Origin of the sequence: Klebsiella sp. KTE92 (assembly GCF_000398905.1) — a bacterium.
Classification (GTDB): Bacteria; Pseudomonadota; Gammaproteobacteria; order Enterobacterales; family Enterobacteriaceae; genus Klebsiella; species Klebsiella variicola.
Genome location: NZ_KB976100.1, coordinates 4,439,257 through 4,460,797, shown reverse-complemented (window position 1 = coordinate 4,460,797; position 21,541 = coordinate 4,439,257). Strand labels below are relative to the sequence as shown.

Below are 21,541 nucleotides of genomic sequence, written 5' to 3'. Positions count from 1 at the left end.
CGGTGCCAACCGGTGCGCTTTTCTCGCGCCATCAACGATCCGCCGGATCGCGCTGATGGGAAAAGCGGCGGATCAGATCCGGGAGATGCTCGCGCCGCATCGGCGGTGAAAACAGATAGCCCTGGAAACGGTCAATACCCAGCGATTTTAACTGCGTAAACTTCGCCAGCGAATCCACCCCTTCCGCCACGCAGCGGCTGCCGCTCAACTGGCAGTAGTAGGCCAGGCTTTTTATCAGCGCAAGCGCCTTCTGATCGTGCTGAGCGTCGTTGACGATACTCATATCCAGTTTATAGGCATTGAAGTGCAGGCGACGCGCCGGAAAGATGACGCTCCCCTGAGAAAAGCAGTCGTCCAGCATCACCCGCACGCCAGCACGTTGCAGTTCCTCCACCTGGGCGGTGGATCGGCTCTGACGGCGAAAATCGATGGTTTCAGCATATTCCAGCACCAGCCTTTCCACGCCCTCTGGCTGCCGGAGCTGCTGGCGAGCGGCTTCCACCATCCGCAGCAGGCTATCGCTGGCGGCGAGCGAGGAAGGAATATTGACCGAAAAATAGAAAGTACCCGGATGCTCATTAATATTCTGCACGGCCTCCTGCAGGACAAAGGCCGTGAGCAGCAGCCAGGCGTAGTCGGCGCGGAACTGCGGCAAAAAAGCCTGCGGATGGAGAACCTGGCCGCGGTGGCGCCAGCGGATCAGGATCTCCACCCCCTGTAGCTGTGAGCGACTATCGACGATAGGTTGAAAAACCGGGAAGACCTGGCGATCGTGGATCGCTTGTACCCATTCCTGTTCAAACGCCGACAGTGAGCTGGCGGATGAGCGCGGTAGCAGCGTACGCGGAAAGCGGGGGGCCAGATGCGGGTGATATTCCACCAGCTTTTTCACCCCGGCCAGCCGCTGGGTGTAGAGCGTTTTCTGGCTCAATCGGAGACGCCGGGCCTGCTCGCCTATCGTCTGCCCTTGCAGCAGGGCGAGGATCACTTTGAACTCGGCATGGCTCAATCCGGCGGCTCGTTTGTCGTGGAGCAGGGCGGCTTCACTGGCAAGCCGCTCAAGTCGCGGTGCGTTCTCCAGCCGATCGGCCAGCTCCGTGCAGGACAGATCGGCGGGGGCGGTATGGACGTTGCGCAGACGATCCGGATGGCTCACCTGATAAAGCAGCGTTTGCCACAGCCAGATGGCCGGGCTGCGGCTCAGAATCAACATCGGTAACGGCTGCAAGGCCTGGTCGAGCAGCCTTGCCGCCTGGCGCAGCGTGGTGAGCATCCACAGGGGATCGTCAGGGAGAAACACCACGATTCGCTTCACGGCGGTCAGCTCCCGCAGGGACACGCCCTCGACCGGCAGCTCAACGGGCCGCTTCGCGGCGTTCACCATCAGCTGGCTCAACCCGCGGGCGGCCAGCGAGCAGGGTGAGAGGATATAGTCGGTCATCATTGATAGACAAAGGTGATGCCGATGATCGACTGCACGTTGCCGGCAGTGACCTGGCCTGTGGTCCGGGCATAGGTTGCCGTCAGACCGAGATTAACTGGCGAGGTACTGACGGTGCCCAGCGAGACCGTGCTGTTCGCCGGCACGGCGCTGCCGTTGCGGGTCAGCTGAACGCCTATCCCCTGCGCCGGCGAGGCGGAGGCGGTATTGGTGAAGATCGCGTTGGCGCTATCCGCGGTGGTGCCGGAGAGGTAATACCCCAGCTGCTGGCTTTGCGCGCAGTGCACGGTGAGCGGCACGGCCATCGATCCCGGGTAGTCGGGGAGGGTGACGGTGACATCGCGGGCGGAGACATCGCAGCCGCCGGTGGGGACCACCACGTCGTTGTTGGCGTAAATGTTCCAGATGAACTGGAAGGAGTCGCTATTGTAGTTGTTGGTCTGATGCAGGATCAGCACCGCGATTAACGATCCTGCGGTGATCGCCACCCCACCGGCGGTGCTGACCGGCGTCAGATACAGGACGGTGGGCCAGGGCTTATCGGTCCGTGAATCGTAAACCACCCGCGCCGTTTCCGTGGTGGTCGGGAAGGGGTAAGAGGTGCCGTTATATTTCACGGTGCCGGAGAAACTCGACAGCACGCCGCCGTAGGCGGATCCGCGCTGCAGGGTGACGTAGTCAGTGATCGTTTCCGGATAGTCGTTATGGCAAAAAATCTGCGTGGAGAGGTCGACCACCAGGTTTTGCCCGACGTTAACCGCCGGTGTCAGATTTACGTAGACGTTGGCTGACCCGCCGCCGATGGGGATCGTCGCCCCGGTGGCCGTTTTGCAGGCAAAGGACCAGGCGTTCATCGACCAGCCCAACAGCAGCAGGGTGGTGAACAGGGGGATAATTTTTTTCATCATAATGCTCTCCTGGCTCAGGCGTAGGTATAGGTGACGTTAATCACCGCCTGAATGGTGCCTTGCGTGGCGCCGCCGTTAACGGACAGGGCTCTGACCTGCAGCGGGAAGCGAGCGGACTGGCTGGCCTCATCCACCTGTACCGACTGGCTGCTGCCATTGTTCAGCGTGGTGCCGTCCTCGCTCTGCAGTTCGAGCTGAATATTGCCTGCCGTTCCCTGGTTTTTGTAATAGCCGGTACTGTCCGTCGTCCCGCTGAAGGTGGCCTTCACCCGTGAAGTACCCACGGGGCAGTTACTGAGATCCAGCGCCACGCTGTGCCAGGCCGATGCCGAGCCCGCGCCGATCAGGCTAAAGGTATAGAGATCGCCCAGCTCGACGGTGGCATTGACGGTGGAAACCGTGCAGGGTCTGGCCACCACCTTCCCGTTGACGGTGAGGGTGACGTCGGCCGCCCGCAGGGAAGCGCTCGCGGTTAACAGGCCGGCCAGCAGCCAGCCCACGTGGGTCCATTTCATTTCAGCCTCCGCTTACTGAAATTCCAGCGTGAATGTCGCTGTCGCATTGACATGCCCGGCGGTGACGGGCACCTGAGTGGCCATCAGACGGGCGTAAAAGTTGAGAATGTTGGTCTGGCCCGGCGTCAGCGTGGTCCAGGACATGGCTGACGACGGCGCATTGACCGGCAGCCGGGACTGCTGCTGATCGAGAATTTCCACCCCCATTCCCGCCGCCGCCGAGGCGCCGGCATCGAGTTTTAACAGGCTGGTGTTGACGCTGTCCGCCACGCCGGTGAAACCGACCTTCACCGCGGTGACGGAAGTGCCACAGGGCGACAGCACGATGCGGAACGGCACCGGCGGCGTCGTCGCCCCGACGGCATAAAACTGCTTCGCGGCGTTGTCCTGAAAATCGACGGTGAAATCCTTCGACTCGCCGGCCACTGCGCAGGCGTTGTCGCGCACATAGCCGCTGATGGTGATCGTGCTATCGGCAGCGAAGGCAAACGGCGTCACCAGGGTGAGCAGGGCGCCCAGCAGATACTGCAGTGTTTTCATCATGATCTCCTTAGCGGCACGCGGCCGACAGCTGGCTGAGCGCCTGCTGCTGACTCTCCGGCGGCAGACGATAATCGGCCACGCACTGAGCGTCCGGGCCATCGCCCCATTTCACTCGCACCTTGCCCGCCAGCGGCATCCCGCTCAGGTAGACCTGGCCGTTATCCGCGACGATGCTGCCGCTCTGGTTGCTGTCGCCGGTGGCGAGGGCGCCAAACGGCACCGGTTTGCCGCGATGGGTCAGCGTCATCAGGATCTTCATTCCCACCTGCGCGTTAAAGTTGGCGCGGACGATCGCCCCATGGGTCGGCACCACGCTGACCACTGCATCATCAAGGTCGACATTGTCTGCCAGGGTGTTGGTGTCCAGCGCGATCCGGTTTTCGCGATACTCGGTGGCATAGGGCAGGACGGCATACCCGCGCCAGTCGGTGCGTACCCCGGTCTGGTTTTCCACCTTCACGCCGCCGGCGCCGGGGGCTTTCACCAGCACCACGGTATCGTTCAACGGCTGGCTCAGGGTGATGCCGTTGGCGTGCGCCAGCACGCCGCCGCTGACCCCGTAGTAGAGCTGTTTAAAGCCGTCGCTGCGGCTGTAGCCGACGTTGGCGTTGCCGTAGCCGCCGCGGTAGTTGAGCGCCGTATAGCCTGTGCTCCCGCTGTCGCCGTTGCCGCCGCCGGCATAGCCGGTCTGCACGCTATAGCTGAGGTTGTTGTCTTCCAGCAGGGTGCCGTACAGGCCCGCCAGGTTAGTCATGCGGCCATTGAGATCGTGCGACAGGCTGTAGCTGGCGCTGGCGTGCCGCCAGACTGAGCGGCTATCGGAACGCAGCCAGTGGCTGAAGGGGATATTGACGTTGACCGCCAGCATCTGATCGCGCCCTTGCTGCCAGGCGTTTTTGGTCAGGCTGTAACTTAGCGACCAGTTGATATCGTCTACGGCGGCGTTGAGGCCGGCCTGCAGCTGCTCATCGGCATCGTCGGTGCCCCAGTAGGTCTGGTGGCTGCCGCTGAGATAGAGGGTGGCGGTGCGCCCCAGCTGCTGGGTCACGCTCAGTTGCACCTTGCCGCGCTTGCTGTAAGCCAGATTGTAGTAGTCGGTAAATTTGGGTTTCACCTGGATAACGCCGTCCTGAGTTTCCACACTGTAGCCGCTCATCCGGCGGTAGGTGGTATCGGCAAAGTTATAGTAGCCGCGGGTGGAGTAGCGGTAGCCCACCAGCTGCAGGTTAGTCCCGGTCTCATCCAGGGATTTGTTATAGAGGAAACGCACCGACTGTCCCTGATGCTCGCTGTCGTCCGCCAGCGTGGCGTTGGCCTGGGTGATATCCAGCGACAGGGCGCCGAAATAGCCCATGTTTTTCCCCACCCCAAGGTTAAAGGCGCGATAGCGGTCCGCCAGCTGAGTGCCGCCGTACAGGGTCCAGCCGGCCGGCAGGCCATGCATGGCCGTGCTCTGGAAAAAATCGGGCGTTTCCTGTTGGCTGTTGCCGCTGCGGTACTCCCCGGCGGTGAGGGCGAAGCGGGTATGGCCTTCACGCTGCAGCACCGGCACCGTTGACCAGGGCACGCTGAAGACCTGGCGGGAGCCATCCGCTTCTTTAATCGTGACCTGCAGATCGCCGCCATTGCCCGCGGCGTAGAGATCGTCGATGGTAAACGGCCCCGGCGGCACTGTGCTCTGGTAGATTTCATAGCCGTTTTGTTTGATTGACACCTGCGCCGTGCCGCGGGCGATCCCGTGGATCACCGGCGCGAAGCCTTTCTGGCTGTCCGGTAGCATATTGTCGTCCGAGGCCAGCTGGGCGCCGCGGAAGTTGATCCCGTCGAAGACATCGCCGTTGGTATAGCTGTCCCCGAGGGTCAGCCGCGAACGCAGAGGCGTGATGTCCCGCTCAAGCCAGCTGTTAACGTGCTGCCAGCGGTTTTCACTGGAGGAAGCGCTGCCGCTGCCGCTACTGTAGCTCCACGTGCTGTTATCGCGCAGACGCCAGGCGCCAACGTTCAGGCCGCTCTGCAGATTCAGATAGGCGTAACGGCTGCTGCCACCCGTGGTGTTATGGACGTTATTGCCCGTGAAGTTATAGTTAATCAGCCCGGCGGTGATACCGTTATCCCACAGCTCCGGCGGAATATAGCCGCGCGCGCGGGTGCCCATAAATGCCTGAGGCACGGTGAGATACAGACGCTGTTGGCCGACGTCGAAGCGCGTGGTGGCTTCGCTGATAAGCGTCGTTAGCGGCACGCAGGCTGCGCTGTCCAGCGTCGCCATGCCCGGCACCCGACCGGTATCCACGCCCATGCTCGCCAGCTGGCCGCGCGTCAGACAGGGCGACAAGCCATGGCCCTGCGCGTCGGCCTGGAAAGTGACGTCCCGGGTGGTCATAAAACCATTGTTGAGATAAATATCGACGCGATAGGTGCCTGGAGGCACCTCCTGGCCTTTTTCAAATCCCGACAGGTCAGCCACCGCCGCCGGATCGTCAGCTAAGAAGCGGGGGTTAAAATAGAGGTCCGCCCGCGCGGCAAACGGCTGTGAGCAGAGCCACAGCGTCAGCGCCGGCGTAATCAGGCGCCGTGCGCTTCGGCAACCCCAATGGTCCAGTCCATATTTTCGATGTGACATAATCCCTCCGGTCCGACGTTGCCCGGCTGTCAGTGCTTCTGGTCATGCGCAGCGTGGCCCGCGCGGCGGGGTACTCTGGGTTAACGCAGTACGCCATTCATTTTCGGCGTCAGCGCGCCGTAATCGTTAATCGTGCGATAGGTGATGGTGCTCCCGGCATCCGCGGGCAGCTTGACGCTGGTTTTGCCCATCGGCGGCACGAGGGTGTTTTCCAGAATGCGCGTCCCGGCGTTCAGTTCGGTCACCGTCAGGTAATAAGGGGTGGGGTTCGTCAGCGTCAGCGACGATCCGCTGCGGCTAAAGGTCAGCTTTTCCGCCGCCTGATCCGGGGGCAGGGCCAGTTTTCCCGGACGGTAGTAGAGCTTGATGCGGCTGATAATCGCCAGCTGCAGGGTATTGTCGCTGAGCTTGGATTTATCCATCGAGGGGATCGCCTTCACGTTCATCCAGAACAGGCTTTCCCGATCCTGCGGCAGCTGGTTATTGGTGGCGTCGATAATGCGCAGGGTGTTCTCTTTTTTGCCCTGCATGGCAAACAGCGGGGGAGTGATGACAAACCGACCGTCTCGCTGACCATCGGCATTTTCCACCCATGACTGAATAAGCCAGGTGCTGTTGTCGTCATTATTGGTCACCGCGAGCTGGACCTGCTTCTGTCCCGCCGGGTAGATAACCCGGGTCGCGCCCAGCGCGACGCCCGCCTGCGCGCTGGCGCTCAACGCACCGGCGACGAAAAGTAAACATCCCGCCAGTATGCCGCGTGTCGTCGTTGCCATTTTTCTCACGTTATCTCCTTGTCTGCTCACCGTGTTGTCCTGTTTGTCTGCGGATTAATTACTGATAGGTCAATGAGAACCAGGCCTGGGCGTTGGCCGCGCCGCCGGTGACCTGGCGTCCGGTCGCCCGATATTTGGCGACAAAATTGAGCGTCGTCGGTCCGCGGTAGAGCGGCACCCAGCGGTCGGGCGGACGATTGAGCGGCAGCTGCTGGCCCTGACTGTCGAACAGCGCAATGCCAATCCCGCTGGCGATCCCCGGGCCTTCGCCCACCGAGAGCACATCGGGATTTTTACCATCAGCCACGCCGTGAAATGCCACCCCCACATGCTGGCTGACTGCGGTACTGCAATCCTGTAAATGAATCGCGAAAGGGATCGGGTTACTGTCTTCGCCGGCATCATGAAATCGGTTACTGCTGATCTGCCCCAGATTGACCGTCATCTGCCGATCGCCCGCTTCGACGCGGCAGGAACTCGCCATAATCAGGCCCTGAAAACGCATGCTGCCCCCAGGCAGCGTGACGTTCCACTGATTACCGGCCAGGGCCAGCGGGGGTAGTAGCAGCAGCAGACCTGATTTCATTCCCTGCATCGTTTCACTCCAGTTGGAAATAGAGAGCGGGCCCTCCTGGCCCTGATTGCCTCCCTGCGTGGATCGGGCCTTACTCGTATTGCACTTTGAACGTGGCATCCGCGTTCGCCGTACCGGCGGTCGCTGCGCCGGTCGCGTAGTAACGCGCCTGGAACGGGATGATGTTGGTGCCGTCATTCAGCGTGGTCGCGGCACTGAAGGTGGCCCCGTCCAGCGCCAGCGGCGTGCCGGTGCTGTCGAGGATCTGCACGCCAACGTTGGTTGCGCCGCCGGCGGCAGAGTTTTGCAGTGCCAGAACGGTGGTGTTGCTGCTGTCGATAGCGGTACCGGAGAAAGCGACAGAAGCTTTGGTCGCCACTGTGGTGTCGCAGTCATCCAGCTGAATGTTGAAACCGACGGAGGAGCTGGTGCTACCTGCGGTGGCAAGTTTCGCGGAACGCACCTGTCCTAACTGGACGGTTTGATCGATAGAGCCGGCATCTACCGCACAGGCCGCATTGACGACTTCCCCTTTAAAATGCACTGTCCCGCCGTTGACCGTGGTGGTATCGGCCAGCGCCGCCGCGGAGCTCAGAGACAGGGCTGACACAACAACCATTGCCAGTGTTTTGATTTTCATACTGTTTTCCTTTGAACGATGTCGAAATAACGAACCGGATTGGCAGCCGATGTGCCTTCCAGGCATGTCAGATTTCAGCCGAGTAGTCAGGCTGCCGGCTCTGCACAGTTTTTACCCAACTGATGAGACAATTGGGGCCATTTTGACTCGTCGGGGTAAATGATCTGTTTTTGGTTTTTGACTGGCTTATTTGTGGTTTTAAATTCTGTTTATTTGGCTTTTTGTGGGTATATAATCTGGAGTGGTGGGCGGGAGTGCAAAAGGAATAGCGATGGCGCTGGCGAAGGATCGCCGGTGCAACGGGAGTATGGTGGGAGAAAAGTGAGTGATTGCGTGATTAAAAATATATAATAATCAATAAACTATGATTTTTTCTGCAGAAATATAGCGCGGTGAGTTGCAAAACATTACAAAACATTTTTATGATATAAACAGTTTGGCCCCAATTGACCTGTTAGCAATTGATTTTATTGTATTAAATCAATCGCTTAAATCATTTTCCTTTGACAGGCCTTTTTCCTCTAAAAGATTATTTCTTTCCCAAATCCCGGCAAAACGCGCCGCATTGCTGGCAGTATAGCGTACCGTGTGACGAATATTACGATGTCCCAGATAATCCTGTATCAAACGGGTATCTGTACCTCTTTCCGCCAGTTCATAGCCGCAGGCGTGACGCAGCATATGAGGGTGCGTGTGCGTAACGGTGCCCGCATTTTCACCGGCGGATCGAATAATACGATATGCCTGCTGGCGTGAGAGCGGCGTACCGCGACGAGAGATAAACAGCGCGTCGGTTTTTGCCGCCGCTTTCCAGCCGGCGCGGACCTGACTCCAGCGTTCGATTGCCTCGCGCTCATCAAAGCGCAGCGGATGAATAGTCGAAAAACCGTTCTTAAGCCGCCGCACATTGACCCGTCCTTCATGCAGATCCAGATCGTGATAGTGCAGATCCAGCAGTTCGCTGATGCGCATGCCGTGGCGAAAGGCAAGCAGGATGAGGCAGTAATCCCGTTCACCGGTTGGGCCCTGGCGAGCGGCCTGCATCATTGCCTGAACTTCTTTGGCGGTAAGAAAACGACGTCGGTTCACAATATTAGCTCCTGAAAAAAGGATGAATGACCGTCACGGCGAAACCTTACGCCATGACGAAAAGAATGCGTAATGCTAAAACGTTGTAGGGTGAAGTTGATTAACCACGAATAGATAGCACATTACATTGACTGATACTAAAAATATCGCCGGGCGATAATTCTTAATTTTAAAGATTTTAATCGTTGTCTCAATAGCCTCTCCAGATGTTATCGCCAGGTGCATAAAATAAAAGGATTTTTTTCTGGCGCACGTTGTCATTAAAAAAACGGTGCGGAAATTTTGCTCGAGCAATAAATAATTCGGTCAAATCCAGAATGAACGCAGGGTTAAATTGACGCGGAGCTGGCAGGAATAAATAAGAACTTGCGGGAACAGTAATCATAATTAACGCAGGGTTAATGATAATAAATGTTATAATTTGCGAGCAGGTTGCGAGACAACGCCATCCTTGGCGTCAAGGTTATTGGATCAAAGACGATCGCTGTTTGTCGCGAGTATTGTCCCAGATGCCATAGAAACGTCCCGCGTTGCTGGCGGTATACCAGACGGTATGGCGGATATTGCGATGCCCAAGGTAATCCTGGATCAAACGGGTATCGATCCCCATATTGGCCAGCGCAAAGCCACAGGAGTGACGCAGCATGTGTGGGTGGATCTCCAGCGGTAATCCCGCCAGATCCCCTGATGAGGCGATAATCTGATAAAACTGCTGGCGAGAAAGGGGATTACCTTTGCGGGAGAGAAACAGCCATTCGCTGGCTGCCTGCGGCCAGCTGCTGCGAATGGCCAGCCATCGCTTTAGGGCGTGGATCTCTTTCTCCAGCAACGGGTGGGTAGTCGAAAATCCCTTTTTGAGTCGATGGATGTAAACGCAGCGGGCAGCAAGGTCGATATCCGATATTCGTAGACGGCAGATCTCGCTGGCTCGCAGACCGTGAATGAAGCACAGTAATGTCAGGCAATAATTCCGTGCGGCATAGAGACCGGTATCGGCGGCTTTAAGTAAAGACTCGATCTCATTCTGAGTCAGGAAGTTCCTTTTTTTTATATCGGCGTTATTCGTCATGGTTTTCCCTTTTATTGCAGGCATATTTTTCTCTTTCCAGGCCTGCGTCAGGTCATTGTTAAATTCGACTGCCTTTTTATTTTGAAACGGCGTGCTGATAACGTTTTAATCTCATACGAAAGCGTTTCACCTGGTGAAGGCAAAATCTGAATGCTATCGCTGAGTGAGCGTGCGGTATCATAGGCTATCTCCATCGCCACCGATAAGGCGCCGCAAGCTGAAGGGTAAAGAAAGGGTTAGCGGGTTGAAGTGGCGTCGCTTTCCTGGTGGTTTCCACGTCCTGTACATCCCTGATCCTCTTGATGATGCCCGCATGATGATGAAGGCGCGGGCTTCCGGCCGCGGCAAGGCGGCCATCAATGCCGTCATGATTTATTGCCTGCCTGCTGGACATCATTGCGCCAGCAAACCAACCTCCCGCGCCAACAACCTTCGGGAATAGCATGAGAAATTTCTCAGACAGAATACAACTCTGCATCGTCTGGATAGCATTCACTGCAAAACTACAACAGTGATTAAACCATACTGCAAAAAGCCTGGGGATAATAGCCATTGTCTGTATGAGGGCACTTTACGCTGTATTTCAGTAATTCAGTTTAATCTAAAGCATGTGGTCGAAGTGGAGTGGTATCAGGCACGGTAAGCGCCAGTGGCGGCGATATTAGTGGGCTGGAAAAAAGGGGGATATGATGAGGACCGGGATACGGTCTGAGGGGGGCGCGGGAATATTCTGCTCTATGCTAAGAATAAGGCGCATGCCACAAATGTCAGCCAGACAACTGAAGTATGAGGGGACGTTAAAGGCTCCGGCGGCGGGAGGACTTACGTCCTGAAGACGCCGAAGCCTCAGTTTCACCATTTTTCGTCACGTGCTTCCTGGCGACCTTCGCGGCGGTTTTCCCGTTTATCGTGACGGCAGCTGGCGTTGCTTTGATTGTTATTGCGGACGCATTCCTGCTTGGTATCACGACCTTGCTCGCGGCTATCCTGTCGGATATCGCGGGCGTCCTGGCGTTTGTCGCCACGCCAGGTCGCCTGCGCCGAAAACGATGGCGCCAGCAGCGCGACGCAGACCAGGGCAAGTAAGCCTCTTTTCATTAGGATTGATCCTGTCGTAGAGTACAATAAAAAAATAGCAGTTAAAGAATATTCTTGCCGGAAGCGCAGCATAATAAATGACAAAAAAATGCCCGAACAGAAATAAGTTATTTATTTTTGTCTGTAATTTTTCGAGTCACTATTCCTTTTAAAGGGTATTCGTAAACGATAAGCAATAACTCATAAAAAGATATGTCTATGGTATGCTGAAGATATTGAGGCATTTTGCGCTAATATGGTGTAGAGAAGGCAGCGATCGGTAGATAATGCTGAGCTCTGTGACTACGAACATTCACGTGAACAGCGACGACAAATTCCTCGCCCTTCAGGGCTGACACTCTCGCTCGTCTGTCGTGAAGTTGCTGTCAGGCGGTTTACGTTTACTACAATGGCATAATGATGAATACTCCGATTGCGCAGCGCGACTGGCGCCTGCTGGCGGCCGGGAGCGGCGGGCTCCTTCTGCTGGTGGCCGGCATCATGTTGCACAGCCACTGGGGCGATTTTCTCCAGTGGTGCCTCGCCACCCAAATAACCTTACATCGCTATCTGGTGATGTATCTTTTACTGCTGAATAATCACCAGTACAGCGGCGGCGTCTGGCTGTTAGTGGGCGCCTTTCTCTACGGCGTGCTGCACGCCATCGGGCCGGGTCACGGCAAGTTTATCGTCACGACTTACCTGAGCACCAACCCGGAGAGCCTGATGGCGGCGCGGGTGGTGCCCTTTCTCGGCAGCCTGTTGCAGGGCGTCAGCGCCATCCTCTTTGTCTTTATTCTCGCGGTAGGACTGAATCTGGCCGCCGGCGATCTCAGCGCCAGCCGCTGGTACGTTGAGAAGATCAGCGCCCTGACCATCGGCGCCTTTGGAATTTACATTATCTTTCGCGCGCTGCAGAACCTGGGGCCGGGCAAGAGAGTGATTCGCGCCATGACGCCGGTGCATCAGCATGATGCCTCGTGCGGCTGCGGGCACCACGGCGTGGGGCACAACCTGCACGGCGCCGACTGGAAAACACGCCTTGGCGTGGTGCTGGCCATCGGCGCCCGCCCCTGCAGCGGGGCAATCATGATCTTGCTGTTCGCCAACGCGCTGGGGATTGTCAGCTGGGGCATCGCCGCGGTGATGACCATGGCGCTGGGCACCGGACTTTCGATCCTCGGTCTGTCACTGACGGTGCACTATGCCCGTCACCGTATGGCCAACAGGCTGACGGTGGGGAGTCGTCCGCGGCCCTGGCTGGTGCCGCTGGTGAAGATCCTCGGCGGGCTGGCGCTGATCCTCTTTGCCGCCGGGTTGTTTTTCACCGTGGTGCCGATCAGCGCCAACGGCGACTTTATCGCCGCCGGCTGTTAACGACTTTCCAGCAGGTGCATCAATACCCGCAGCGCCTGATCCAGTTGCAGGCGTTCGCTGTCACTGAGTCCTGCCAGCAGCTGCCGTTCATTATCGACATGCGTTTCCACCGCCTCATCGATCCGCTCACGCCCGACAGGAGTCAGGGCGACCAGCATACTGCGGGCATCCTCCGGGTTCGGCAGGCGGGTAATAAATCCGCGTTTCTCCAGCGCCTTCAGGCGATGAGTCATGGTGCCGGAGGTGATCATCAGCGTGGAGAAGAGCTGGGTCGGCGAAAGAGTGAAAGGGGGGCCGGCGCGGCGCAGCGTCGCCAGCATATCAAACTCCCAGCGCACCAGATCGTGGCGCGTAAAGGCCACTTCCACCTGCGGCTCCAGCAGCATGGCGCATCGTTTCAGGCGGCCTATCGGTCCCATTGGGCTGCAGTCCAGATCCGGTCGCTCCCGCTGCCACTGGGCGAGAATGCGATCCACGGCGTCGATCGCGGGTGATTTGTCCATCAGTGCTCACTTGTCTTGATATCAAGATACTTGTCGGTACATACTTCAGTCACCAATTTAGCTTGAAGTGAAGATAAAATCATGGCTTTTCTCTCACGTAGTCTGATGATCGACTTACTGCTCACCGCGCTGGCACCCGCTATCTGGGGGACGACCTATATCGTCACCTCCCAGTTCCTTCCTCCCGATCGGCCATTTATCGCTGCGCTGCTGAGGGTGTTGCCGGCAGGCATCGCCCTGCTGATCTGGAGCCGTCGTTTCCCGCAGCGCGGCGAGTGGGCAAAGCTTATCGTTACCGGCATTTTAAATATCGGCGCTTTCCAGGCGCTGCTGTTTATCGCTGCCTATCGCTTACCCGGTGGACTGGCGGCGGTGATTGGCGCGATCCAGCCGCTGCTGGTGATGCTCCTCGCCTGGTGCGTTGATCGGCAGCGCTCGCCCTGGCTGGCGGTGTTCTCCGCCATCGCCGGTATACTCGGTATGGCCATGCTGCTGCTGTCGCCGCACACCGTCCTCGACCCGCTGGGGATCGGCGCGGCGTTTCTCGGCGCGATCAGTATGGCGCTGGGCACCTGGCTCTCCCGCCGCTGGGCGCTCTCCTTGCCGATTGTCGCGTTGACCGGCTGGCAGCTGGCGATTGGGGGAGTGGTGCTGGCCCCGGTGGCGCTGATCGTTGACCCCCCTCTGCATCAGGTGACAGCGCTGCAGGTCGCAGGCTATCTGTGGCTGTGCGTCGCGGGCGCCATGCTGGCCTATGGCCTGTGGTTCCGGGGGATTGGTCGCCTCTCGCCGGTGGCGGTGTCGGCGATGAGTCTGCTGAGCCCGGTGACCGCCGTGGTGCTGGGATGGATTTTCCTTGGACAAAAGATCCAGGGGATGGCGCTGGTGGGGTTGATCGTGGTGCTGGCGAGCGTGCTGTCTATCCAGCGCGCGCTGGCGCGCCAGGCGGCGGGAGCAAAAACGAAAAAAGCCCCATAACGGGGCTCGACATTGCTGCGTGCGGGGGGGGCGGCGGGAGCCAGACCAGCCACCCGCAGGCGGCCTGTCCGGCAGCTCCCTCTGCAACCATTCGCTTATTTAGACAGCTCGGCGGTCATATGGACCTGGTTGCCGGTGTACGCTTCGGTGATGTGGTAGGAAGCGCCTTGTTCTTTCGCAATGGTCGCGATTTTCGCTTCTGCGCTGTCCAGGGTGTCGGCGGTCACGCTCACCGGATGCGCGAAGCTAGCAAAAGAAACCAGGGAGAGCATACCGGCAGCGGCGAGTAATTTTACGTTTTTCATGGTGTTTGTCCTTTTAACTTTTATGGTGGAAAGCGTGTTTGCTTTCGATGGACTTATAATAAGCCTGCTAACTATAACGCGCGTTGCAAAAAGTGCGATTTAGATCACATTTTTATGGCGGTTTGATGGCGGAAATATGATCGTTTATCTATTTTTTAATTTAAAAACAATGGATTAATGATTTGTTTCTGGAAGGGGATATCACATGGGCTGCCCTTGTTCAGGGAGAGGAATGCGCCTCATTCATGCTTTCATCATTCGTTGTATGAATGGTTTGGTGCTGTTTTCACCACCGCAAAGGCAGATTCAGACTTATCGCGATGGCCTTCCGAGGGCTTTTTCTGCATGCTGTTGCGGTCACTTTCTCTCGCACTGGCGTTAGGCTTGCTGCGCTGTAAACAACCACCCTCTCGTTTTCATCTATCAATGACTGTTTATTAATAGTTGATGGTTATCTGTTATATAACTTAATGAAACGTGAACAAATGTATATTTGTCGGCGAATAAATAGCATTCTTTGACGCCGATAGCACCAGCGAACTGATATTTTTAAGTTCGTTACCTGACGCCTTAAATATTGCGGCTCCCGGTCAGTCGAAGATTCTATTAGCAGTGGCATAAATCAGCATCGCCTGATGTTTCTGGTTCTATGCGAATTCACAGTGTGCTCATTGATTCGTAATTCACTCTGACAAGGAAATGGCAATGAAAAAGGTTCTTCTCTCTGCAGCAATGGCAACCGCGTTTTTTGGCATGACTGCTGCCCATGCAGCTGATACCAATGTTGGCGGCGGCCAGGTTAATTTCTTCGGTAAAGTTACCGATGTATCCTGTACTGTTTCTGTTAACGGCCAGGGCAGCGATGCGAACGTTTACCTGTCTCCGGTAACCCTGACTGAAGTTAAAGCGGCAGCAGCGGATACTTATCTGAAACCGAAATCTTTCACCATTGACGTCTCTAACTGCCAGGCTGCTGACGGCACCAAACAGGATGACGTAACCAAACTGGGCGTGAACTGGACCGGCGGTAACCTGCTGGCTGGCGCAACCAGCAAACAGCAGGGTTACCTGGCGAACACCGAAGCTTCCGGTGCCCAGAACATCCAGCTGGTGCTGTCTACTGACAACGCCACCGCGCTGACCAACAAAATCATCCCGGGTGACAGCACTCAGCCGAAAGCAAAAGGCGATGCTGCTGCTGTAGCCGATGGCGCGCGCTTCACCTACTACGTTGGTTATGCGACCAGCGCACCGACCACAGTAACTACCGGTGTGGTCAACAGCTACGCGACTTACGAAATTACCTATCAGTAATTCCGCCAGAAAATAAAACTGCCCCGCTCCGGGGCAGTTAATAACAATAATAAAGCGGCGATGTCCGCCGCTTGTATTTTTATTCTGAGGTCAGCATGAAGCGTATTGCCCTTTTTTTCTGTTTCATTTTTAGTTTTGCGGCCCATGCCAACAACATTATTGTTAACGGTACCCGCTTTATTTATCCAGGAAATGAAAAAGAAATAACGGTACAGCTTTCAAATAACGCCGACCGTCCGGCACTGGCGCAGGCCTGGCTGGATAATGGCGATGCCGATGCCACACCGGATACCATTACCACCCCGTTTATTATCACCCCGCCGATCTCGCGCGTTGACGCCAAAAGTGGCCAGACGCTGCGTATTAAGCTCGGCAGCAGCGCCGGTCTGGCGAAAGATAAAGAGACACTGTGGTGGCTGAATCTGCTGGAAATTCCACCGGTAGTGGCCAATCAGAAAAATGAAGGCCAGAACGTGCTGCAGCTGGCGATCCGTTCCCGCTTTAAATTTATTTACCGCCCTGCCGGACTGGGCAACCGCGATGCGGCGGCCGAGAAGCTGACGCTGACTGCCAACGGCAGCAGTCTCGCCATCAATAACCCGACGCCGTTCTACATTACCGTCAGCCGTATTTCCCGCGACGGCGGTAAAGCCCTGAACAGCAAAACCGTGATGCTGGCGCCGCAGTCCAGCCAGACGGTAGCACTCTCCTCCGCCGTCAACCGCGGCGAAACCCTGACCGTTAACAACATTAATGACTATGGCGCCGATGTCGCAGTGAAAGTGGCCGTTAAATAAGGGAAAAGCTAATGAAGCAGAGGTCATTCTGCCCGGGAAGATTAAGCACCGCGATAGCCATCGCGCTGTGCTGCTTTCCGCCATTTTCCAGCGGACAGGAAAACCCGGGAACGGTATATCAATTTAACGACGGCTTTATTGTCGGTAGCCGCGAGAAGGTCGATCTGTCTCGCTTTTCGACCAGCGCGATTACTGAAGGCACTTACTCCCTTGACGTCTACACCAACGACGAGTGGAAAGGGCGCTACGACCTGCGCATCGCGCGCGACAAAGACGGTAACCTTGGCGTTTGCTACACCAAAGCGATGCTGACGCAGTACGGCATCGCGGCGGAAAAGCTTAACCCAAAGCTCAGCGAACAGGAGGGGTACTGTGGTAGCCTCAAATCCTGGCGTAACGAAGAAAACGTCAAAGACAACCTGGTCCAGTCCTCCCTGCGGTTGAACATTTCGGTGCCGCAGATCTATGAAGATCAACGTCTGAAAAACTATGTCAGCCCGGAGTTCTGGGACAAAGGCATTACTGCGCTCAATCTGGGCTGGATGGCCAACGCCTGGAACAGCCACACCTCTTCGGTCGGCGGCTCGGATAACAGCAGCGCCTATCTTGGCGTCAACGCCGGCCTGTCGTGGGACGGCTGGCTGCTGAAGCACATCGGCAACCTGAACTGGCAACAGCAGCAGGGTAAAGCGCACTGGAACAGCAACCAGACCTATCTCCAGCGCCCCATTCCGCAGCTCAACTCCATCGTCAGCGGCGGTCAGATTTTTACCAATGGTGAATTTTTCGACACCATCGGTCTGCGTGGGGTCAACCTTTCCACCGATGACAATATGTTCCCGGATGGCATGCGCTCGTATGCCCCGGAAATTCGCGGCGTGGCGCAGAGCAACGCCCTCGTCACCGTGCGCCAGGGCAGCAACATTATCTATCAGACCACCGTTCCGCCCGGGCCGTTTACCCTGCAGGATGTCTATCCTTCCGGCTATGGCAGCGACCTTGAGGTCTCGGTGAAAGAGGCGGATGGCTCGGTGGAAGTGTTTAGCGTGCCTTACGCTTCCGTCGCCCAGCTGTTGCGCCCGGGAATGACCCGCTACGCGCTCTCCGCCGGTAAAGTGGACGACAGTTCTCTGCGCAACAAGCCGATGCTCTATCAGGCCACCTGGCAGCACGGGATCAACAACCTGCTGACCGGCTATACCGGGGTCACGGGTTTCGACGACTATCAGGCCTTCCTGGTGGGGACCGGGATGAACACCGGCATCGGCGCGCTCTCCTTTGACGTGACCCATTCGCGGCTGAAGAGTGATACCCATGATGATTCGGGGCAGAGCTATCGCGCCACCTTTAACCGCATGTTTACCGATACCCAGACCAGCATCGTGCTGGCGGCGTATCGCTACTCGACGAAAGGTTATTACAACCTCAACGACGCGCTGTATGCCGTCGATCAGGAAAAAAACAGCCGCAGCAACTACACCCTGTGGCGGCAGAAAAACGGCATGACCTTCACCGTGAACCAGAACCTGCCGGACGGCTGGGGCGGGTTTTATCTGAGTGGCCGTATCTCCGATTACTGGAACCGTTCCGGGACCGAGAAGCAGTATCAGGTCAGCTACAACAACTCATTTGGTCGTCTCTCCTGGTCGGCGAGCGCGCAGCGCGTTTACACGCCAGACAGCTCCGGTCATCGCCGCGACGATCGTATTTCACTTAACTTCAGCTACCCGCTGTGGTTTGGCGATAACCGCACCGCCAACCTGACGTCGAACACCTCGTTCAACAACTCGCGCTTTGCCAGCTCGCAGATTGGTATCAACGGTTCGCTGGACAGTGAAAACAACCTTAACTACGGCGTGTCGACCACCACGACCACCGGAGGCCAGCACGACGTGGCGCTCAACGGCAGCTACCGTACGCCATGGACCACGCTCAACGGCAGCTACAGCCAGGGCGAAGGCTATCGTCAGAGCGGCCTGGGCGCCAGCGGGACGATGATCGCCCATAGCGGCGGCGTGGTGCTCTCGCCGGAAAGCGGCTCGACGATGGCGCTGATTGAAGCCAAAGATGCTGCCGGCGCCATGCTCCCGGGGTCGCCGGGCACCCGTGTGGACAGCAATGGTTACGCCATCCTGCCGTATCTGCGCCCGTACCGGATTAACGCCGTCGAGATCGACCCGAAAGGTAGCCTTGACGATGTCGCCTTCGATCGCACCGTGGCGCAGGTTGTGCCGTGGGAAGGCAGCGTGGTTAAGGTGGCGTTCGGCACCACGGTGCAGAACAACCTCACGCTGCAGGTGCGCCAGGCGAACCATGAGCCGCTGCCGTTTGCGGCGAGTATTTTCTCTCCTGATGGTAAGGAGATCGGCGTTGTCGGCCAGGGCAGCATGATGTTTATCAGCGATGCGAATGCCAAACGCGCGATTGTGAAGTGGAGCGGCGGGCAGTGTTCGGTGGATCTGGGACCGCAAACAACAAAGGATAGCGTATGTCGCTGAGGAAATTACTAACGCTTTTTATCGTCTTAATGGCGCTGGGAACCACCTCGTCCTGGGCCGTCTGTACGCGCCTTTCTTCGCCAACGGTGATGCTGGACATGGTGGTGGGCAGGGTGGTGGTGCCTCCGGATCTGCCGGTGGGGTCGGTGATCCTCACCCGCGACTGGACGATGAGCGCCCCTGGCGGCGCGAGCTATCGCTGTACCTCCGGCACCAACCGCTTCGCGGCGAAGATTGTTGCGCCAGGGGCCACTGATCTCGGGAATAAAATCTATTCCACCAACGTGCCGGGTATCGGCATGCGTTTCAGCCGCGGCGGCGCGACGGTCAATATCGTCTATCCCGACGTCTTTTCGTCTCGGGTATCGGGTACCACCAACTATTCGCTGGAGGGATCGCGCTTTACCCTGGAGATAATCAAAACCGCGGCAACCACCGGCAGCGGCACCCTGGCAACGGGAAAATACACCTCCTATGACTGGGAGAGCGGCGGCAACCCGATCCTCGAAACCTATCTGAGCGCCAACGCCATCACCGTGGTCTCGCCCTCCTGTACGGTGATGAGCGGGAAGAATATGAATGTCGATGTGGGCTCCATCCGGCGCAGTGACCTGAAAGGGGTGGGCACTACCGCGGGCGGGAAAGATTTTAATATCGATCTGCAGTGCAGCGGCGGTCTGAGCGAAACCGGGTATGCCAACATCAGCACCTCGTTTTCCGGAACGTTGGCTACCAGCACGACGGCGACTATGGGCGCGTTGCTCAATGAAAAGGCCGGTAGCGGTATGGCAAAAGGCGTCGGTATTCAGGTACTGAAGGATGGATCGCCGCTGCAGTTTAATAAGAAATACACCGTTGGCCGCTTGAATAATCAGGAGATCCGCTACATCACCATACCGCTGCACGCGCGCTTTTATCAGTATGGCCCGACGACCAGCACCGGCGAGGTGGAGTCGCATATGATCTTTAACCTGACGTACGATTAATACGGGAGGGGGAATGAAGGGATTGCCGAAACACACTATCGCGTGGCTGATATTCTGCGGCAGCCTCGCCGCCCCCTCGGCGTGGGGTTTCGAGACCAATTATGACCGCGGACGGGTCGAATTTGCCGGGCGGGTGACGGATATTTCCTGCAGCGTCGCGCTGAATGGCGGTCAGCATGCCGGCAATGGCAACGTCTGGCTGGCGCCGGTCAGCCTGGCGGAAGTGCACGATCGCGGGGCCGGGGCGTTTATGAAGCCGCAGCCATTTACCCTGGCGCTGTCAAACTGTCAGTTGCGCCATGACGGTGGGGCCGCCTCGCAGGACGAAGTGCGACGGGTCAGCGTTCGCTGGATTGACGGTTTTTTACTGACGGCGGTCGGGAATGAGAATGCGGGCTATCTGGCCAATACCTTGCCAGATGGGGCGCAGAATATTTATCTGGCGCTGTCGACCAATGATAATAATACGCTGGATAAAAGTAATAAAATTGTCCCGGCGGACCCGCAGCAAAATCAGGTGCATTTGCAGGAAAACGCGGTCAGCGGTGGGCTGTTCACCTATTACGTGGGCTACGTTTCGCCAACGCCAAAAAGCGCCACCAGTGGGCCGATTACCAGTTGGGCAACGTGGGAATTAGTTTATAATTAAGCAATGCAAAAAAGCCGGAGAATCCCCGGCTTTTTTTATCGGGTAATATCGTCAGCAACCAGTTGTTCAATACTGACTTCCTGCCAGTAATGGCCCTGAATGGCAAACCATTCCATTCCCTGCAACCATTTTTTATGGTCTTCGCTTTCCACCCCCTCAATAATCACGTTGTGATGATTGCGGGATAAAAAGGTCACCAGGGCATCCATTAACTGGCGACCGGACTCTTTGCGCATCAGATGCCAGAAAAAATCTTTATCAATTTTGACATAGTCAAAATGATACCCTCTGATGGCGTTAATCCCCGCATAGCCTGAGCCGAAGTCATCGAGCCACAGCGAGGTATCTTGCGGGTTTTGCCAGGCGGCCAGGGAATTATTGAGAAGATTCTCAGCGTTTTCGGTCACTTCGAAATGGACGCAGGCGAGTGCGGCAATTTTATCTTTTATTTCCTTCTGACGCAGCAGATTCAGGATATGGTCGTCGACGTTAATCGTGGCGGAAATGTTGTTGTGTAAAAACCATTCTTTATGTTTTTCAATCAATGCCAGTTGCTCGAGAAAAATACGCTCACGAACCGCCGCGGTAGCATGACGAAAAAAATACTCAGGAGAGACGGTAAGATTATCGAAGCGGCTCAGGCATTCAACCGCGACTAAGGTACCTTGTGGGGAAAACATTTTCTGAAAGACGTAGCGTACAGCGATATCATTACGAGATAAAATGTTGTCTTCGGTTATTTTAGTGTTCATTATCCCTCATCACGAGGTTAGTCAGACAATAGGCAGAGGATACACTAATTATAGGCTACCTGATGGTTAATGGGAATGGCAGGAAATGTAAATCAACAGCGAATAAGTACGCTTTATCCGCTATTGA

22 protein-coding genes are annotated in these 21,541 nt (G+C 56.8%); 8 read left to right on the top strand and 14 right to left on the bottom strand.

The window, feature by feature from the left end; genetic code table 11:
• Positions 1-31 precede the first annotated feature (31 nt).
• From A1WC_RS04735 to fimB, 10 genes are all read right to left on the bottom strand, one after another.
• Positions 32-1,444, bottom strand: coding sequence for a cyclic diguanylate phosphodiesterase (locus A1WC_RS04735; protein ID WP_016161786.1), 1,413 nt, complete (start codon positions 1,442-1,444; stop codon positions 32-34).
• A complete protein-coding gene (locus A1WC_RS04740; protein ID WP_012540615.1) occupies positions 1,441-2,346 on the bottom strand; it encodes a fimbrial protein in 906 nt (301 codons plus the stop codon). The genes A1WC_RS04735 and A1WC_RS04740 overlap by 4 nt, the downstream gene beginning before the upstream one ends.
• Positions 2,347-2,363: 17 nt before the next feature.
• Positions 2,364-2,849, bottom strand: coding sequence for a fimbrial protein (locus A1WC_RS04745; RefSeq protein WP_162550390.1), 486 nt, complete (start codon positions 2,847-2,849; stop codon positions 2,364-2,366).
• Between the two features lie 27 nt (positions 2,850-2,876).
• Positions 2,877-3,404 carry a fimbrial protein gene (locus tag A1WC_RS04750; RefSeq protein ID WP_012540617.1) on the bottom strand — a complete coding sequence of 176 codons (528 nt, stop codon included), beginning with the start codon at positions 3,402-3,404 and terminating at the stop codon, positions 2,877-2,879.
• A gap of 10 nt (positions 3,405-3,414) precedes the next feature.
• Positions 3,415-6,030, bottom strand: coding sequence for a fimbrial biogenesis usher protein (locus A1WC_RS04755; RefSeq protein WP_008806383.1), 2,616 nt, complete (start codon positions 6,028-6,030; stop codon positions 3,415-3,417).
• Positions 6,031-6,110: 80 nt separating this feature from the next.
• The gene (locus A1WC_RS04760; protein ID WP_187079214.1) at positions 6,111-6,815 is read right to left on the bottom strand and encodes a fimbria/pilus periplasmic chaperone; all 705 of its coding nucleotides are present in this window, start codon (positions 6,813-6,815) and stop codon (positions 6,111-6,113) included.
• Between the two features lie 49 nt (positions 6,816-6,864).
• On the bottom strand, positions 6,865-7,401 hold the full coding sequence (locus tag A1WC_RS04765) for a fimbrial protein (RefSeq protein WP_016161784.1): 537 nt from the start codon (positions 7,399-7,401) through the stop codon (positions 6,865-6,867).
• Between the two features lie 70 nt (positions 7,402-7,471).
• Positions 7,472-8,020: a type 1 fimbrial major subunit FimA gene (fimA, locus tag A1WC_RS04770; RefSeq protein ID WP_008806380.1), complete on the bottom strand. Its 549-nt coding sequence runs from the start codon at positions 8,018-8,020 to the stop codon at positions 7,472-7,474.
• A 480-nt stretch (positions 8,021-8,500) separates the two neighbouring features.
• Complete coding sequence (gene fimE, locus A1WC_RS04775) at positions 8,501-9,109, bottom strand: type 1 fimbria switch DNA invertase FimE (protein ID WP_012540621.1); 609 nt, start codon at positions 9,107-9,109, stop codon at positions 8,501-8,503.
• 463 nt (positions 9,110-9,572) lie between these two features.
• Entirely contained in the window at positions 9,573-10,178 is a 606-nt protein-coding gene (gene fimB / locus A1WC_RS04780) for a type 1 fimbria switch DNA invertase FimB (protein WP_012967261.1), read from the bottom strand.
• Between the two features lie 244 nt (positions 10,179-10,422).
• Between fimB and A1WC_RS28065 the strand changes: the two genes are divergently transcribed.
• Entirely contained in the window at positions 10,423-10,620 is a 198-nt protein-coding gene (locus A1WC_RS28065) for a hypothetical protein (protein WP_153242724.1), read from the top strand.
• Between the two features lie 410 nt (positions 10,621-11,030).
• Here A1WC_RS28065 and A1WC_RS04785 read toward each other — a convergent pair whose 3' ends face one another.
• On the bottom strand, positions 11,031-11,276 hold the full coding sequence (locus A1WC_RS04785; RefSeq protein ID WP_008806377.1) for a hypothetical protein: 246 nt from the start codon (positions 11,274-11,276) through the stop codon (positions 11,031-11,033).
• Between the two features lie 399 nt (positions 11,277-11,675).
• On the opposite strand from A1WC_RS04785, the gene A1WC_RS04790 reads away from it, so the two are divergent.
• The gene (locus A1WC_RS04790) at positions 11,676-12,632 is read left to right on the top strand and encodes a nickel/cobalt transporter (RefSeq protein WP_032691458.1); all 957 of its coding nucleotides are present in this window, start codon (positions 11,676-11,678) and stop codon (positions 12,630-12,632) included.
• Here A1WC_RS04790 and A1WC_RS04795 read toward each other — a convergent pair.
• Positions 12,629-13,135: a MarR family winged helix-turn-helix transcriptional regulator gene (locus A1WC_RS04795; RefSeq protein ID WP_012540630.1), complete on the bottom strand. Its 507-nt coding sequence runs from the start codon at positions 13,133-13,135 to the stop codon at positions 12,629-12,631. The two genes, A1WC_RS04790 and A1WC_RS04795, sit on opposite strands and share 4 nt — an antisense overlap.
• A gap of 81 nt (positions 13,136-13,216) precedes the next feature.
• On the opposite strand from A1WC_RS04795, the gene A1WC_RS04800 reads away from it, so the two are divergent.
• Positions 13,217-14,113, top strand: coding sequence for an EamA family transporter (locus tag A1WC_RS04800; RefSeq protein ID WP_012540631.1), 897 nt, complete (start codon positions 13,217-13,219; stop codon positions 14,111-14,113).
• A gap of 95 nt (positions 14,114-14,208) precedes the next feature.
• Here A1WC_RS04800 and A1WC_RS04805 read toward each other — a convergent pair whose 3' ends face one another.
• Positions 14,209-14,418 carry a DUF1471 domain-containing protein gene (locus A1WC_RS04805; protein WP_002916131.1) on the bottom strand — a complete coding sequence of 70 codons (210 nt, stop codon included), beginning with the start codon at positions 14,416-14,418 and terminating at the stop codon, positions 14,209-14,211.
• Between the two features lie 705 nt (positions 14,419-15,123).
• Here A1WC_RS04805 and mrkA point away from each other — a divergent pair.
• The 5 genes from mrkA (at position 15,124) to mrkF (ending at position 20,662) form a co-directional block, all read left to right on the top strand.
• Positions 15,124-15,732 carry a type 3 fimbria major subunit MrkA gene (gene mrkA / locus A1WC_RS04810; protein WP_008806369.1) on the top strand — a complete coding sequence of 203 codons (609 nt, stop codon included), beginning with the start codon at positions 15,124-15,126 and terminating at the stop codon, positions 15,730-15,732.
• Positions 15,733-15,827: 95 nt separating this feature from the next.
• Positions 15,828-16,529, top strand: a complete 702-nt coding sequence (gene mrkB, locus A1WC_RS04815) for a type 3 fimbria chaperone MrkB (RefSeq protein ID WP_012967265.1) — start codon at positions 15,828-15,830, stop codon at positions 16,527-16,529.
• An 11-nt stretch (positions 16,530-16,540) separates the two neighbouring features.
• Positions 16,541-19,027: a type 3 fimbria usher protein MrkC gene (gene mrkC, locus A1WC_RS04820; RefSeq protein ID WP_016161783.1), complete on the top strand. Its 2,487-nt coding sequence runs from the start codon at positions 16,541-16,543 to the stop codon at positions 19,025-19,027.
• Complete coding sequence (gene mrkD, locus A1WC_RS04825) at positions 19,018-20,013, top strand: type 3 fimbria adhesin subunit MrkD (protein WP_012540632.1); 996 nt, start codon at positions 19,018-19,020, stop codon at positions 20,011-20,013. Before mrkC ends, mrkD begins: the two co-directional genes overlap by 10 nt.
• Positions 20,014-20,026: 13 nt before the next feature.
• On the top strand, positions 20,027-20,662 hold the full coding sequence (gene mrkF, locus A1WC_RS04830; protein WP_008806365.1) for a type 3 fimbria minor subunit MrkF: 636 nt from the start codon (positions 20,027-20,029) through the stop codon (positions 20,660-20,662).
• A gap of 35 nt (positions 20,663-20,697) precedes the next feature.
• On the opposite strand, the gene A1WC_RS04835 is transcribed toward mrkF, so the two are convergent.
• Entirely contained in the window at positions 20,698-21,414 is a 717-nt protein-coding gene (locus A1WC_RS04835; protein ID WP_016161782.1) for an EAL domain-containing protein, read from the bottom strand.
• Positions 21,415-21,541: the final 127 nt, after the last annotated feature.